A 14,418-nucleotide genomic window follows, 5' to 3' on the forward strand; every position below is an offset into this window, starting at 1 on the left:
GAGGTCGGCTCGTACTTTCTCGGCCGCGGGCGGGCCCCGGCCCGGCCCGCGGAAACTCCCTTGCCACCGGTGACCGGCCCCCTCGATGATCGGCGCCATGCCGACCTTCAGCGCCCCCGACGGAACCCGCCTCGCCTATCACCTGCGCGGCGAGGGAGACCCGCTCGTCGTCCTCCCCGGCGGGCCCATGCGCGCCTCCGCCTACCTCGGCGACCTCGGCGGGCTCGACCGCCACCGGCGGCTGGTGCTCCTGGACCTGCGCGGGACCGGGGACTCCGAGGCGCCCGCGGACCCGGCGTCGTACCGCTGCGACCGCCTGGTCGACGACGTGGAGGCGCTGCGGCGGGAACTGGGGCTGGAGCGGATGGATCTGCTCGGGCACTCGGCGGGCGGCAGCCTGGCGATGCTCTACGCCGCCCGGTACCCCGAGCGGGTCGCGCGGCTGGTGCTGATCACCGCCACGCCGTGGGCGCTGGGCATGCCCGCGACGGCCGAGGACCGGCTCGCGGCGGCCCGGCTGCGGGCGGACGAGCCGTGGTTCGAGCAGGCCTTCCCGGTGTTCCGCGCATGGCTGGCGGGCGAGCGCGACTTCGACCCCGTCGTACGGCCCTTCTTCTACGGCAGTTGGGACGCCGCGGCCGCCGCGGAGGCCGCCCGCGACGAGGCGCAGACCAACGAGGAGGCCGCCGAGGTCTACGGCTCCGAGGGCGCCTACGACCCGCCCGCGACCCGTGCCGCACTCGCCCGGCTGACCGCCCCCGTCCTCGTCCTCGCCGGTGAAGTCGACGGCGGGCCGAGCCCCGACCTGGCCCGCCGTACCGCGGCCGTCTTCCCGGACGCCGAGTGCGCGGTGCAGCCGGGGGCCGGGCACTATCCGTGGCTGGACGACCCCGAGTGGTTCGCGGGGCGTGTCGACGAGTTCCTGGCCGCCACCTCGCGCGCCCACCGGTAGTCCGCCTTGCCGCTCGGTGAGCGGCGGATGCTGTCCGTGAGGACGAGCCGGCGCGGGATCTTGTATCCGGCGAGCCGGGTCCGGCAGTGGGCCTGGAGGGCCTCCAGGGACATCCCCGGCGCGCCCTCGCGCAGTTGCACCACCGCCGCCACCCGGTGCCCCCACCGCGCGTCCGGGACTCCGGCGACCAGGGCGTCGTACACGTCCGGATGGGACTTCAGCGCCTGCTCCACCTCCTCCGGATACACCTTCTCCCCGCCCGTGTTGATGCACTGCGAGCCGCGCCCGAGGACGGTGACCACGCCCTCCTCGTCGACGGTGGCCATGTCGCCGAGCAGCACCCACCGCTTCCCGTCCTTCTCGAAGAAGGTCTCGGCCGTCTTCCGCGGATCGTTGTAGTAGCCGAGCGGCACATGGCCGCACTGCGCCACCCGCCCCGGCTCGCCCGGCGCGACCGGCTCATGAGTGACCGGATCGACCACAGCCGTACGGGAGTTGACGCGGATCCGGAAGCCGCGCTCGGGGCCGGAGTCCTCCGTCGCGGTGCCGTTGAAGCCGGACTCGGAGGAGCCGAAGTTGTTCAGCAGCATCACCTGCGGGACCAGCTCCAGGAACTGCCGGCGGACCGTCTCCGACATGATCGCCCCGGACGACGACACGCTGAACAGCGAGGAGCAGTCCGTGCCCTTCATCGGTCCGGCGAGGGCGTCGATCAGCGGCCGCAGCATCGCGTCGCCCACCAGCGACACGCTGGTCACCCGTTCCCGCTCGATGGTCCGCAGCACCTCCTCGGGCACGAACTTGCGGTGCAGGACGACCCGTTGGCCGAAGTGGAACCCGATGAACGCGGTCAGGGTCGAGGTGCCGTGCATCAGCGGGGGAGTGGGGAAGAAGGTGATGCCCGCGCCGCCCGCGGCGACCCGTTCGGCCAGCTCTTCCGGCCGCTTCACCGGCTCGCCCGTGGGCGCGCCGCCGCCGAGCCCGGCGAAGAACAGGTCCTCCTGCCGCCACATCACGCCCTTGGGCATGCCGGTCGTGCCGCCGGTGTAGATGATGAACTGGTCGTCTCCCGAGCGGGCCGGGAAACCGCGCTCGTCCGATCCGGCGGCTTCCGCCTCTGCGAAAGAGACGGCCTCCGCCTCCGCGAAGGAAACGCCCGCCTCTCCTGCTCCCACCCGTAGCAGGTGCCGCAGCCTCGGGGCCTGCGGCAGCGCCGCCGCCACCCGCCCCTCGAACTCGGCGTCGAAGACCAGCGCCACGAGGTCCGCGTCCCGGTAGAGGTAGACCAGCTCGTCCTCGACATACCGGTAGTTGACGTTCACCGGCACGATCCGCGCCTTCAGGCAGCCCAGCACAGTCTGCAGATACTCGACCCCGTTGTAGAGGTGCAGCCCAAGATGCTCGCCGGGGCGGATCCCGCTGTCGAGCAGGTGGTGGCCGATGCGGTTGGCGGCCGCGTCCAGCTCCGCATAGGTCAGCCGGCGCTCCGCGCCCGTACCCGGATGGTCGAGGTACACCAGCGCCTCACGCTCCGGCACCACGTCGACGACCGACTCGAACAGGTCGGCAAGGTTGTACTCCACCGCTCCTCCTGACCCCGTCCCGCATCGGTTGCCGGTCATCAGAGCAAAGGCCGCCTCAAGTGTGAAGGGTCCTCGCGACAGAAATCTGACTGACTGTCAGAAACCTCTTGTCCTGTCCGCGCGCCTCCTGCAACCTGTTCTCGTTCCGGCAGAGGGGAGACGGGTCATGGGCGGTACGGAACACCTCACCGTGGTACGCGAAGGCGCCACCCTGGTGCTCACCCTCAACAGGCCCGAGGCCAAGAACGCGCTCTCGATTCCGATGCTCGTCGGCCTCTACGACGGCTGGCTCGAGGCCGACGCCGACGACGCGATCCGCTCCGTCGTGCTCACCGGCGCGGGCGGCGCCTTCTGCGCCGGCATGGACCTCAAGGCCCTCGCCGGGAACGGCATGGCCGGACAGGAGCACCGCGACCGGCTGAAGGCCGATCCCGACCTGCACTGGAAGGCCATGCTGCGCCACCACCGGCCCCGCAAACCGGTCATCGCCGCCGTCGAGGGCCCCTGCGTGGCCGGCGGCACCGAGATCCTCCAGGGCACCGACATCCGGGTGGCCGGCGCGTCGGCCACCTTCGGGCTGTTCGAGGTCCGGCGCGGCCTGTTCCCCATCGGCGGCTCCACGGTCCGCCTGCCACGCCAGATCCCGCGCACCCACGCCCTGGAGATGCTGCTCACCGGCCGCCCCTACAGCGCCCGGGAAGCCGCGGACATCGGCCTCATCGGCCATGTCGTCCCCGACGGCACCGCCCTCGCCGAAGCCCTGGAGATCGCCGAGCGGATCAACGCCTGCGGCCCGCTCGCCGTCGAGGCGGTCAAGGCGTCCGTGTACGAAACCGCCGAGATGACCGAGACGGACGGCCTCGCCCACGAACTCCAGCGCGGCCGGCCGATCTTCGACACCGCCGACGCCAAGGAAGGCGCCCGCGCCTTCGCTGAGAAGCGACCGCCCGACTTCAAACGCGCCTGACCGAAGGAGCCCCACGGGATGCCCGAAGTCCTCAAAGCCCCCCTCGTCGTCGAGTTCCCCTTCACCCGCTCCCTGGGCCCCGTCCAGAGCGCCTTCCTCACCGGCCTGCGCGAACGCGTCGTCCTCGGCGTACGGACCGCCGACGGCCGCACCCTCGTGCCGCCCGTCGAGTACGACCCCGTCACCGCCGAGGAGATCCGCGACCTGGTGGAGGTCGCCCCCACCGGCACCGTCACCACCTGGGCCTGGAACGAGGAACCCCGGCGCGGCCAGCCCCTCGACACCCCCTTCGCCTGGGTCCTGGTCCGCCTCGACGGCGCCGACACCGCCCTGCTGCACGCCCTCGACGCCCCCGGCCCCGACGCCGTCCGCACCGGCCTGCGCGTCCGCGTTCGCTGGGCCGAACAGCGCACCGGCGCCATCACGGACATCGCCTGCTTCGAGCCGTACGACGGCCCGCCCGAGGAACCGGCCGGCCGCACCGGCGAGTTCGCGGACCCCGTGACCGGCATCGTCGCCCCCGCCCGCCTCGACTACACCTACTCACCCGGCCGGGCCCAGACCGCCTACCTGCACGCCCTCGCCGACCACCGCGCCGTCGGCGAACGCTGTCCCTCCTGCCGCAAGGTGTACGTCCCGCCCCGCGGCGCCTGCCCCACCTGCGGCGTGGCCACCTCCGAACAGGTCGAGGTCGGCCCGCGCGGCACCGTCACCACCTACTGCATCGTCAACATCAAGGCGAAGAACCTGGACATCGAGGTCCCGTACGTCTACGCCCACATCGCCCTCGACGGCGCCGACCTCGCCCTGCACGGCCGGATCGCCGATATCCCCTATGACCAGGTGCGCATGGGCCTGCGCGTCGAACCCGTGTGGACACCCGGCAGCCGCTACCCGGACCACTACCGCCCCACCGGCGAACCCGACGCGGACTACGACACCTACAAGGAGCTGCTGTGACCCGCACCGACGGGGTCCGCCCCATCGCGGTCGTCGCCTTCGCGCAGAGCGACCATCTGCGCACCACCGACGAACTGTCCGAGGTGGAGATGCTGATGCCGGTCCTGCACGAGGTGCTGGAGCGGACCGGACTGCGCACCGGCGACATCGGCTTCACCTGCTCCGGCTCCAGCGACTACCTCGCCGGCCGCGCCTTCTCCTTCACCATGGCCCTCGACGGCGTCGGCGCCTGGCCGCCCATCGCCGAGTCACACGTCGAAATGGACGGGGCGTGGGCGCTGTACGAGGCCTGGGTCAAGCTGCTCACCGGCGACGCCGACACCGCCCTCGTCTACGCCTACGGCAAGTCCTCGCCCGGCTCCCCGCGCGACGTCCTCACCCGCCAGCTCGACCCGTACTACGTCGCCCCGCTCTGGCCGGACTCGGTGGCCCTCGCCGCCCTCCAGGCGCAGGCCCTGATCGACGCGGGCGACACCGACGAGCCCGCGCTCGCCGCCGTCGCCGCCCGCAGCCGGGCCGACGCCCGCGCCAACCCGCACGCCCAGCTGCGGGGTCCGGTCCCGCACGGCGAGCACGTCGTACGGCCCCTGCGCACCGGCGACTGCCCGCCGATCGGCGACGGCGCCGCCGCCGTCGTCCTCGCGGCCGGGGACAGGGCCCGCGAGCTGTGCGCCCGGCCCGCCTGGATCACCGGCATCGACCACCGCGCCGAGGCCCACTCCCTCGGCGTGCGCGACCTGACCGACTCGCCGTCCACCCGCCTGGCCGCCGAACGTGCCGGCGCCTTCGAACGGCCCGTCGACACCGCCGAACTGCACGCGCCGTTCACCTCGCAGGAGGTGCTGCTGCGCAAGGTCCTGAAGCTGGACGACACCGTGTGCGTCAACCCCTCCGGCGGCGCCCTCGCCGCCAACCCCGTCATGGCCGCCGGTCTGATCCGGATCGGCGAGGCCGCCGCGCGCATCCACCGCGGCGCCTCCGACCGCGCCCTCGCCCACGCCACCTCCGGCCCGTGTCTCCAGCAGAACCTGGTCGCCGTACTCGAAGGGGATCCACGATGAGCAAGGAACCGGTGGCCGTCGTCGGGATCGGCCAGACGAGGCATGTGGCGGCCCGCCGGGACGTGTCGATCGCCGGGCTGGTCCGGGAGGCCGCCCGGCGGGCCCTCGACGACGCCGAGCTGGACTGGGCGGACGTCGACGCCGTCGTCATCGGCAAGGCGCCGGACTTCTTCGAGGGCGTCATGATGCCGGAGCTGTACCTCGCCGACGCGCTCGGCGCCGTCGGCAAACCGCTGCTGCGCGTGCACACCGCCGGCTCCGTCGGAGGCTCCACCGCCCTGGTCGCCGCGAGTCTGGTCGCGGCCCGCGTCCACCGCACCGTCCTCACCCTCGCCTTCGAGAAGCAGTCCGAGTCCAACGCCATGTGGGGCCTGTCCCTGCCGATCCCCTTCCAGCAGCCCCTGCTGGCCGGCGCGGGCGGCTTCTTCGCCCCGCACGTGCGCGCGTACATCCGGCGCAGCGGCGCGCCCGACACCATCGGCTCGCTGGTGGCGTACAAGGACCGCCGCAACGCGCTCAAGAACCCGTACGCCCACCTCCACGAGCACGACATCACCCTGGAGAAGGTCCAGGCCTCGCCCATGCTCTGGGACCCGATCCGCTACAGCGAGACCTGCCCGTCCTCCGACGGCGCCTGCGCGATGGTCCTCACCGACCGCGCCGGAGCGGCCCGCGCGCCCCGCCCGCCGGCCTGGATGCTCGGCGGCGCCATGCGCAGCGAGCCGACCCTCTTCGCCGGCAAGGACTTCGTCTCCCCGCGGGCCGGCCGGGAGTGCGCCGCCGACGTCTACCGGCAGGCCGGGATCACCGACCCGCGCCGCGAGATCGACGCCGTCGAGATGTACGTGCCGTTCTCCTGGTACGAGCCGATGTGGCTGGAGAACCTGGGCTTCGCCGCCGAGGGCGAGGGCTGGAAGCTCACCGAGTCCGGGGCCACCGAACTCGACGGCGACCTGCCCGTCGACATGTCCGGCGGGGTGCTGTCCGCCAACCCCATCGGCGCCTCCGGCATGATCCGGTTCGCCGAGGCCGCGCTCCAGGTGCGCGGACAGGCCGGGGAACACCAGGTGGAGGGCGCCCGCCGGGCGCTCGGCCACGCCTACGGCGGCGGCGCGCAGTTCTTCGCCATGTGGCTCGTGGGGGACCGGCCGCCCGGCTCCTGAAAGGTCCCCCTCGCGTGGCCTGTCCGCCGTGGGACCCGATCGCTAGGCTGGCCGCGGACGACGAGTCGGGAGGAGCACGGACGTGGCCGAGAGCACCACCCAGCAGCAGCCGCTCAAGGGCTGGGACAAGCCGGAGCTGGACCTGAGCAGGGCCGAGTGGCAGTCCGGCAGCCGCGGACTGGGGGATGTCCAGATCGCTTTTGTCGAGGGGTTCATCGCCATGCGCAACAGCGGCCGCCCGGGAAGCCCGTCCCTGATCTTCACCCCCGCCGAGTGGGGAGCGTTCGTGTCGGGGGCGCGGGAAGGCGAGTTCGACCTCACCTGACGGGGATGTTCGCGGTCGGCTGAGCGGCCGATCCGGGGGGTTCCCGCCGGTTTTTCCGGACACGCGATGCCGTACGGCGTTCCGGGGCCGACGCCTGGGTCAGGCTGGCCCCGGAAAGCGGCGGATCGCATTCCGGAGGTGAGGAACCCATGGACACCCTGCCGGTCATCGCGGGCTTCGACGGTTCGGACGACAGCGTCCGCGCCCTGGACTGGGCTCTCGACGCCGCCCGCAGGCGCGGCACTTCACTGCGCGTGGTGCACGTACGGCAGTACGCGGCCTGGGCCCCGGCCGGGATCACGATCCCGATGCCACCGCAGGCCGCGGGCGACCCGGTGCTCGACCAGGCGCGCGACCACCTCGGCGGGCGCACCGGCCCGGTCTCGGTGGAGTACGTCGCCGTGGACGGCGCGCCCGGCGCCACCCTGCCCGAACTGGGCGCCGAGGCCCAGCTCCTCGTACTCGGCTCCCGGGGGCGCGGCGGCTTCGCCAGCCTGCTGCTCGGCTCCAACGGGCTGTCCGCCGCGCGCGACGCCGAGTGCCCGGTCGTCGTGGTGCCCCGGCCCGGACGCGAACTCGACGGCGTCCCGGTGGCCCCCGGACCCCGGGTCGTCGCCGGACTCAACGTGGACAGCCCCGACGACGCCGTGCTCGGCTTCGCCTTCGCCGAGGCCGCCCTACGCGACGCCCGCCTCGAGGTCGTCGCGGCCTATCCGTGGCCCGTGCAGCTGTGGGCCGGCACGCCCGGCGAGCTGCTGCCCACCGGCATCGACCAGGACGCCGTCGAGCACGAGATCCGCGTCCTCGCCGAAGGCTTCCTCTCCCCGCACCGCGCCCGCCACCCCGACGTCCGCGCGGAGCCGTACGTCGCGCCCGGCGACGCGGCCGGGCAACTCGTCGCGGCCGCCCAGGGGGCCGAGCTGACCGTGGTCGGCCGCCATCGCCGCCGGCTGCTCGCTCCCGCCCGGATGATCGGCTCGGTGACCCACGCCGTGCTGCTGCACGCGCCGAGCCCGGTCGCGGTGGTCCCGCCCACGCCGCACGACGACTGAACCCGACCAGGGAGACCTAATGGAAGCGGGGTCTCCATATCATTAACGCATGCAGGACTCGATCAGCCCCGAAGCCCGGCTCGCCCTCGACCTCGCCCTCACCATCCGCCACGACGGCAACGGCGGGGTCGCGGACGACCTGACCGAGCCCGCCGGACTCACCGCCTGGGTCCACGCCCACCCGGAGACCGTCCCGGACCCCGCCGCCTTCACCGCCGACGCCGCCGCCCTCACCGCCGTACGGGAGCTGCGCGCCGCCGTCCGCGCGCTGTTCGCCCGCGCCGTACGGCCCGGCGAGCCCAGCCCCGCCGACGCCACCCGGCTGCTGCCCCTCCCCGAGGCCCTCGCCCGGCTCAACACGGCGGCGGCCCGCACCCCCACCGTGCCCGTCCTGCACTGGCCCGAGGGCGCCGAGCCCGCCGTGCACCGGCGGGCCGCGGACGGCGCCCCCGAGCTGACCGCCGTCCTCGCCCAGGCCGCGATCGCCTTCCTCGCCGGCCCTGACCGGCAGCGGCTGCGCGCCTGCCACGCGCCCCGCTGCGTGCGGTACTTCCTCAAGGAGCACCCGCGCCAGGAGTGGTGCAAGCCGTCCTGCGGCAACCGCGCCCGCGTCGCCCGCCACCACGAACGGCACCGTCAGCGGATGTAGGCCGCGCGGACCCCGCCCGCCCGGCGCCGATCGCCCTCGGGCACGTACCATGGCGGCATGTCGTTCCTCCGCCGCCGCAGCGCCACTCCCGCCGGGCCCGACTTCGACGTACTGGCCATGGACCCGGGCGACTGGCCCGGCAATCTGGGCGCGGGCCTGCTGCCCGCCCCCGACGGCAGCTGCCAGGGCGTCTTCCTGCGTTACGACCTGTTCGGCGGCCGCGGCCCCGCGATGATCATCGGCAACCTCCCCGAGGGCTCCCCGGCCCGCGAGGTCGCCGAGGGCCAGGTCCCCTTCGAGGTGGCCCAGCTGCTGCTGGCGCTGGAGAACGACGAGGAGGTGACCGTCGTCGGCACCGAGGACGTGCCGGTGATGCAGGGCGACAACCTGCTGATCGTGCGCCGCATCAAGCTCTCCGAGAGCCGGATCTCCTGCGTCCAGTTCGACCGCAGCGACAACGTCCTGGTCACCATCGCCGCCTGGGACCGCCCCATCACCGACGACCTGTACGCCCTGCTGAAGCCGCTCCCGGCGGAGCTTTTCCAGCAGGGCTGAGGCCCGGCGCTATCCGGCCGACGGCACCACCTCGACGTCGGCCGCCCGCACGAACGCCACCCGGTGGCCGTACTGGATCTGGTAGTAGAGATCCTTGCCCGTCACCACCCGGTGAGAGCCGGTGTCGAACGTGACCGCGTAGTAGTACTCGCCGGGCAGCCGGTCACCCGCGACGTACTTCTGCCCCGCCGGCAGCTTGTACGGCAGCGGGGTCACCGGCTGGGCGGGCACCCCCGCCGGGTAGGCGGAGGCTTCCGGGTAGGCGCGGCCGTACACCGGGATGCTCGTCAGACCGGCCTTCGGCGTCACGACGACACCCCTCGCCGGGACGGCGGCCGGGGACTTCTTCGGGTTCTCGAACCAGGCCTTCTGGCCGAGATACCAGATCGCCGTCCAGTCGCCGGCGCGCTCCGCCACCGCGTACTGCTGGCCGGTGGAGACCCGGGAGCCGATGTCGTTGACGCCGGTCGTCGAGTCGCCGCCCCCCGGACGCAGCCCGATGTCCTTGATCAGCGGGTACTGCTTCCCGGGACCGGAGTACAGCCGCACCGCGCTGGAGCCGTGCACCGCGCACGGCTCGCCCTTGGCGGCGCAGCCGGTGAACTCCGGGCGGTTCGTGGCGTAGTCCGGGCGGATCGTCACGACGTCCGAGCCGACGCCCGCCGAGGGCTCGAACGGGTGGCCGAGCAGAGTGAAGTAGTGCTGCCAGTCCCAGTACGGTCCCGGGTCGGTGTGCATCCCGGGCACGGTCGACGGGGTCGGGCCCGGCACGGTGTCATGGCCGAGAATGTGCTGCCGGTCCAGCGGGATGTCGTACTCCTTGGCCAGGTACTTCACCAGCCGCGCCGACGAGCGGTACATCGCCTCCGTGTACCAGGCGTCCGGCGAGGCGAGGAACCCTTCGTGCTCCAGCCCGATCGACTTGGTGTTGACGAACCAGTTGCCCGCGTGCCACGCCACGTCCTTCGCCTTCACATGCTGGGCGATGTGACCGTCGGTGGAGCGCAGGCTGTAGTGCCAGGACACATAGGTGGGGTCCTGGACCATCCGCAGGACACCCTCCCAGCGGCCCTCCGTGTCGTGCACGACGATGTAGTCGATGTCCTGGGAGCGCGGCCGGTCGGCGAGGTCGTGATTGCCGTAGTCGTTGTCGCCGAACTCCTCGTACGGCGCCGGGATCCACTCGCAGGACACCGTCGGCGGGCACTCGGTGCCCTCGGCGTCGGCGGTGCGCAGGCCCGCCTGCCGCAACCGGCCGGTGTCGGGGACGAGGTCCGGCTGGGCGGGCAGGGCCACCCGCTGCCCGGCGTCGGTGAACCGCCCCCCGCCGGTGCGCAGCACGTCGTAGACGTCGTTCGCGTACGCCGCCGCCGTCGCGCTGTCGTCCGCGCCGGAGAAGCGGGCCACCGCCCCGTACCAGTCCGCCGGATCCGTGCTCATCGGCGCGCCCAGCTCCCGCTGCGCGGCCGCGAGCAGCGCCGCACCGCCGGCGATGTTGGCGGCCGGATCGGTCCGCAGCCGTTCGGGTGCCAGACCGGTCAGCTCCGCGGCCTTCGTCAGCGTCGTCAGACGCTCCGGCAGCTCCGTGCTCTGCGGTACCTCGGCCGTGGGCAGCAGCGGCGCGCGTGAGTCGTCCCCGCGCGGATCCTCCGTGCCCTCGCTGTGGTGCGGGGCCGCGCCGGTCAGGGCGGTACGGGCGTCGGTGAGGTGCATCGGGCCGTAGCCGCCGACGACGCTCGGCGCGCCGCCGTGGGTGTCCCAGCGGGACTGGAGATAGGAGACCCCGAGCAGCACGCTCTGCGGCACGTCGTACGCTGCGGACGCGGACGCGAAGGCCTGTTGCAGACCGCCCGCCGCGTCATCACCGCCCTCGGCCGGGGCGGCGCCCAGCAACGGCAGCAACAGGGCCGCGCCGGCCACGGCACCGGCGGTCCGCCGTCCGCGTCTCGGCCCTGCGGGTCTCCTGGAATCGGTCTTGTGCACGTGCAGCCTCCTGGAACGGTCGGGCGCGATGAGCCGTGCGGGACTGTGCATCCGGGGTGCGACAGTGGTACCGGCTGTCCGACGGTCCGTCAATCATGCAAGAGAGGCTGCGATTTCCCACGTCAGCGCAGGACACGCGGAGTTTCGCGGTAGCGGGGGACGGGCCTGCGGGGCGTCAGTGGCGTACACCAATGAGGGTGGCGGGCGGTGACATGGCGAGGTCCGCGGTGCGCCGTCGTCATCGGCGCGCCGCGGACCGCCATCCCCGTCAGCGAGTGCCGACCGCCGCACGCACGGCCCGGCGGGCCATCTGGCAGTCGTCGTGCAGCCGCCGCAGCAGCAGCCGCTGCTCCTCGCCGGACGGCGCAGCACCCGGGTGGGCCGGTCCCGGTGCCGCCGGGGTCGCGTCGTGCATCGAACGCTGCACGGCCGTCTCGTAGGTACGGATCTCCCGCGTCAGCACCAGCATCAGATTGACCAGGAACGCGTCCCGCGAGGCCGGGCCCGCGGACTGCGCGATCTGGCTGATCTGCCGCCGGGCCGCCGGGGCGTCCCCGAGCACCGACCACAGCACCGCCAGGTCATAGCCCGGCAGGTACCAGCCCGCGTGCTCCCAGTCCACCAGCACCGGTCCCGCGGGCGAGAGCAGGACGTTCGACAGCAGCGCGTCCCCGTGGCAGAACTGGCCCATGCCCTGCCGCCCGGCGGCCATGGCGATGCCGTGCAGCAGCTTCTGCAGGTCGCCCAGGTCCCGGTCGGTCAGCAGTCCCAGCTCGTGGTAGCGGTTGATCCGCGCCGCGTAGTCCAGCGGCGCGTCGAACGTGCCCGCCGGCGGCCGCCAGGCGTTCAGCCGGCAGATCGCGCCCAGCGCCGCCCGGATGTCCGCCCGCGGCGGGGCCTCGACCGGGTGCCGTTGCAACGCCGCCGCCCGTCCCGGCATCCGCTCGATCACCAGGGTGCAGTTGTCCGGATCCGCCGCGATCAGTCTCGGCACCCGCACCGGGGGGCGGTGCCGGACGAACGAGCGGTAAGCAGCTATTTCGTGCCGGATCCGCTCGGCCCAGACGGGGGAGTGGTCCAGTAAACACTTGGCGACGGCCGTGCTGCGCCCGGTCGTGCCGACCAGGAGCACGGACCGCCCGCTGCGCCGGAGCACCTGCACCGGCGCGAACTCCGGGCAGATCCGGTGCACGGACGCGATCGCCGTGCGCAGCTGGGCGCCCTGAGGGCCGGACAAGTCGAGTCTCCCGCTGAGCGGTTGGGTGCCGATACCCCCGCCGCGCCGCGCCGTGCCCTGCCCGAGCACGGGGGAGGCCGGGCGCGCGGGGGCGAGGTAGGGACCGCCGCCACCCGGGCGGGGGTGCAGCGGCCGGGGCGGGGCGGACACGGAGGACGATGCTGCGTACATGGGCGAGACAGATCCCTTCGTGTGCCTGCGACATCAAAACGCCTCCCGGCCCGGCCGTCCGGGTGCACCCTGGGGAATGCACCCGTCATATGAAGCGGCGACCGGGTCGGGGTGGCGCGTTCCTACCTGACACCCGATGCCCAGTGGCACACCATCTGGCGGACCCTGGCGAACCCTGGCGAATAGTCGCCCGGCAACTCTCACCGGGCTACTGTCAACTCAGCCGAGAACCTGGGGGCTTGACGTGAGCGGACAACCCAACACCCGCCTTGCGGACCTGTTCGGCCTGGCCGGCTGGTCCAAGGGCGAGCTCGCGAGGCTGGTCAACCGGCAGGCGGCGGCCATGGGCCACCCCCAGCTGGCGACCGACACCTCGCGGGTGCGGCGGTGGATCGACATGGGAGAGATCCCGCGCGATCCGGTGCCGCGGGTGCTGGCGGCCCTGTTCACCGAGCGTCTCGGCCGTGTCGTGACCATCGAGGACCTTGGTCTGGTCCGGCACGGGCGTGCGGGGAAACGGCAGGGCGACGGGAGTGTGGAGCATCCCGACGGAGTGCCGTGGGCGCCCGAACGGACCGCCGCGGTCCTCACCGAATTCACGGGAATGGACCTCATGCTCAACCGACGCGGCTTGGTGGGCGCGGGTGCCGCGCTCGCCGCGGGATCCGCACTCAGCAGCGCCATGCACGACTGGCTGCACACCGACCCGGCCCTGGCGGCCGACGCTCCGGACTTCGACGACCCCCTGCACGCCGACCCCGCTGGGTTCGACCGTTACGAGGCCGCCCCCATCGGGTCGCAGGAGATCGAGGAGCTGGAGCGCTCGGTCGAAGTGTTCCGCGCCTGGGACGCGGCCCGCGGCGGCGGGCTCCAGCGCAAGGCGGTCGTGGGCCAGCTCAACGAAGTGGGCGGCATCCTCGCCTACCACCATCCACCCCATCTCCAGCGGCGCCTGTGGGGCGTCGCGGCCAACCTCGCCGTCCTCGCGGGCTGGATGTCGCACGACGTCGGCCTGGAGCCCACGGCCCAGAAGTACTTCGTGATCGCCGCCCATGCCGCGCGAGAGGGCGGTGACCGGCCCCGGGCCGGCGAGGCGCTGTCGCGGGCGGCCCGCCAGATGGTGCACCTGGGCCGGCCCGACGAGGCCCTGGACCTCATGAAGCTCGCGCAGTCGGGCTCCGGGCCGGCGCTGCTGCCGCGCACCCAGGCGATGTTCCACACGATCGAGGCGTGGGCCCAGGCGTCCATGGGCAAGGGCCAGGCGATGCGCCGCACCCTCGGCCAGGCGGAGGACCTCTTCGTCTCCGACAAGGCCGATGTGCCGCCGCCCAGCTGGATGCAGTTGTTCAACGAGGCGGACCTGTACGGCATGCAGGCGCTGGCCTATCGCACGCTCGCGGAGTTCGAGCCGGGAGCGGCCGTGCACGCCCAGCACTACGCGGACAAGGCGCTGGCACTGCGGGTCGACGCACAGGAGCGGTCGAAGATCTTCGACCATCTCTCCATGGCGTCAGCCTGCTTCATCGCCGACGACCCCGAACAGGCGGCCGGGTACGCGCGCCTCGCACTGGTGTCGATGAGTTCGAACTCCTCGCGCCGCACCTGGGACCGGCTGCGCCAGATGTACCGGCTCACCGCCGAGTACGCCACCTACCCGAAGATCCAGGAGCTGCGGGAGGAGATCAAGCTGGCCCTGCCGAAGGACCAGGTCAGGAAGCTGGGCGGCAGCGCTCGGGCGTGACCGTCATCGCTGAGGGAAG

13 protein-coding genes are annotated in these 14,418 nt (G+C 73.0%); 10 read left to right on the plus strand and 3 right to left on the minus strand.

Annotated features, from left to right (window positions below; all coding sequences use genetic code 11):
- The first annotated feature begins 97 nt into the window (after positions 1 to 97).
- On the plus strand, positions 98 to 952 hold the full coding sequence (locus ACZ42A_RS18955) for an alpha/beta fold hydrolase (RefSeq protein WP_468528343.1): 855 nt from the start codon (positions 98 to 100) through the stop codon (positions 950 to 952).
- On the opposite strand, the gene ACZ42A_RS18960 is transcribed toward ACZ42A_RS18955, so the two are convergent.
- A complete protein-coding gene (locus tag ACZ42A_RS18960) occupies positions 871 to 2,535 on the minus strand; it encodes an acyl-CoA synthetase (protein WP_468528344.1) in 1,665 nt (554 codons plus the stop codon). The two genes, ACZ42A_RS18955 and ACZ42A_RS18960, sit on opposite strands and share 82 nt — an antisense overlap.
- Before the next feature lie 166 nt (positions 2,536 to 2,701).
- Between ACZ42A_RS18960 and ACZ42A_RS18965 the strand changes: the two genes are divergently transcribed.
- From ACZ42A_RS18965 to ACZ42A_RS19000, 8 genes are all read left to right on the plus strand, one after another.
- A complete protein-coding gene (locus ACZ42A_RS18965; protein ID WP_468528345.1) occupies positions 2,702 to 3,502 on the plus strand; it encodes a crotonase/enoyl-CoA hydratase family protein in 801 nt (266 codons plus the stop codon).
- 18 nt (positions 3,503 to 3,520) lie between these two features.
- Positions 3,521 to 4,462, plus strand: coding sequence for a Zn-ribbon domain-containing OB-fold protein (locus ACZ42A_RS18970; protein WP_468528346.1), 942 nt, complete (start codon positions 3,521 to 3,523; stop codon positions 4,460 to 4,462).
- Entirely contained in the window at positions 4,459 to 5,523 is a 1,065-nt protein-coding gene (locus ACZ42A_RS18975; protein ID WP_468528347.1) for a thiolase domain-containing protein, read from the plus strand. Before ACZ42A_RS18970 ends, ACZ42A_RS18975 begins: the two co-directional genes overlap by 4 nt.
- Positions 5,520 to 6,686, plus strand: a complete 1,167-nt coding sequence (locus ACZ42A_RS18980; protein ID WP_468528348.1) for a thiolase domain-containing protein — start codon at positions 5,520 to 5,522, stop codon at positions 6,684 to 6,686. Before ACZ42A_RS18975 ends, ACZ42A_RS18980 begins: the two co-directional genes overlap by 4 nt.
- A gap of 82 nt (positions 6,687 to 6,768) precedes the next feature.
- Positions 6,769 to 7,011 carry a DUF397 domain-containing protein gene (locus tag ACZ42A_RS18985; RefSeq protein ID WP_468528349.1) on the plus strand — a complete coding sequence of 81 codons (243 nt, stop codon included), beginning with the start codon at positions 6,769 to 6,771 and terminating at the stop codon, positions 7,009 to 7,011.
- A gap of 149 nt (positions 7,012 to 7,160) precedes the next feature.
- The gene (locus tag ACZ42A_RS18990; RefSeq protein WP_468528350.1) at positions 7,161 to 8,063 is read left to right on the plus strand and encodes a universal stress protein; all 903 of its coding nucleotides are present in this window, start codon (positions 7,161 to 7,163) and stop codon (positions 8,061 to 8,063) included.
- 49 nt (positions 8,064 to 8,112) lie between these two features.
- Positions 8,113 to 8,712 carry a CGNR zinc finger domain-containing protein gene (locus tag ACZ42A_RS18995; protein WP_468528351.1) on the plus strand — a complete coding sequence of 200 codons (600 nt, stop codon included), beginning with the start codon at positions 8,113 to 8,115 and terminating at the stop codon, positions 8,710 to 8,712.
- A 57-nt stretch (positions 8,713 to 8,769) separates the two neighbouring features.
- Complete coding sequence (locus tag ACZ42A_RS19000) at positions 8,770 to 9,267, plus strand: hypothetical protein (RefSeq protein WP_073943719.1); 498 nt, start codon at positions 8,770 to 8,772, stop codon at positions 9,265 to 9,267.
- Between the two features lie 9 nt (positions 9,268 to 9,276).
- On the opposite strand, the gene ACZ42A_RS19005 is transcribed toward ACZ42A_RS19000, so the two are convergent.
- The gene (locus ACZ42A_RS19005) at positions 9,277 to 11,301 is read right to left on the minus strand and encodes an N-acetylmuramoyl-L-alanine amidase (protein ID WP_468528352.1); all 2,025 of its coding nucleotides are present in this window, start codon (positions 11,299 to 11,301) and stop codon (positions 9,277 to 9,279) included.
- Positions 11,302 to 11,518: 217 nt separating this feature from the next.
- Positions 11,519 to 12,658 (minus strand): aminoglycoside phosphotransferase family protein, encoded by a 1,140-nt coding sequence (locus ACZ42A_RS19010; protein ID WP_468528353.1) that lies wholly within the window; start codon positions 12,656 to 12,658, stop codon positions 11,519 to 11,521.
- 244 nt (positions 12,659 to 12,902) lie between these two features.
- Here ACZ42A_RS19010 and ACZ42A_RS19015 point away from each other — a divergent pair, with 244 nt between their 5' ends.
- The gene (locus ACZ42A_RS19015) at positions 12,903 to 14,399 is read left to right on the plus strand and encodes a DNA-binding protein NsdB (protein WP_468528354.1); all 1,497 of its coding nucleotides are present in this window, start codon (positions 12,903 to 12,905) and stop codon (positions 14,397 to 14,399) included.
- Positions 14,400 to 14,418 lie beyond the last annotated feature (19 nt).

The sequence above is a fragment of the Streptomyces sp. NPDC030838 genome (genome assembly GCF_055572035.1).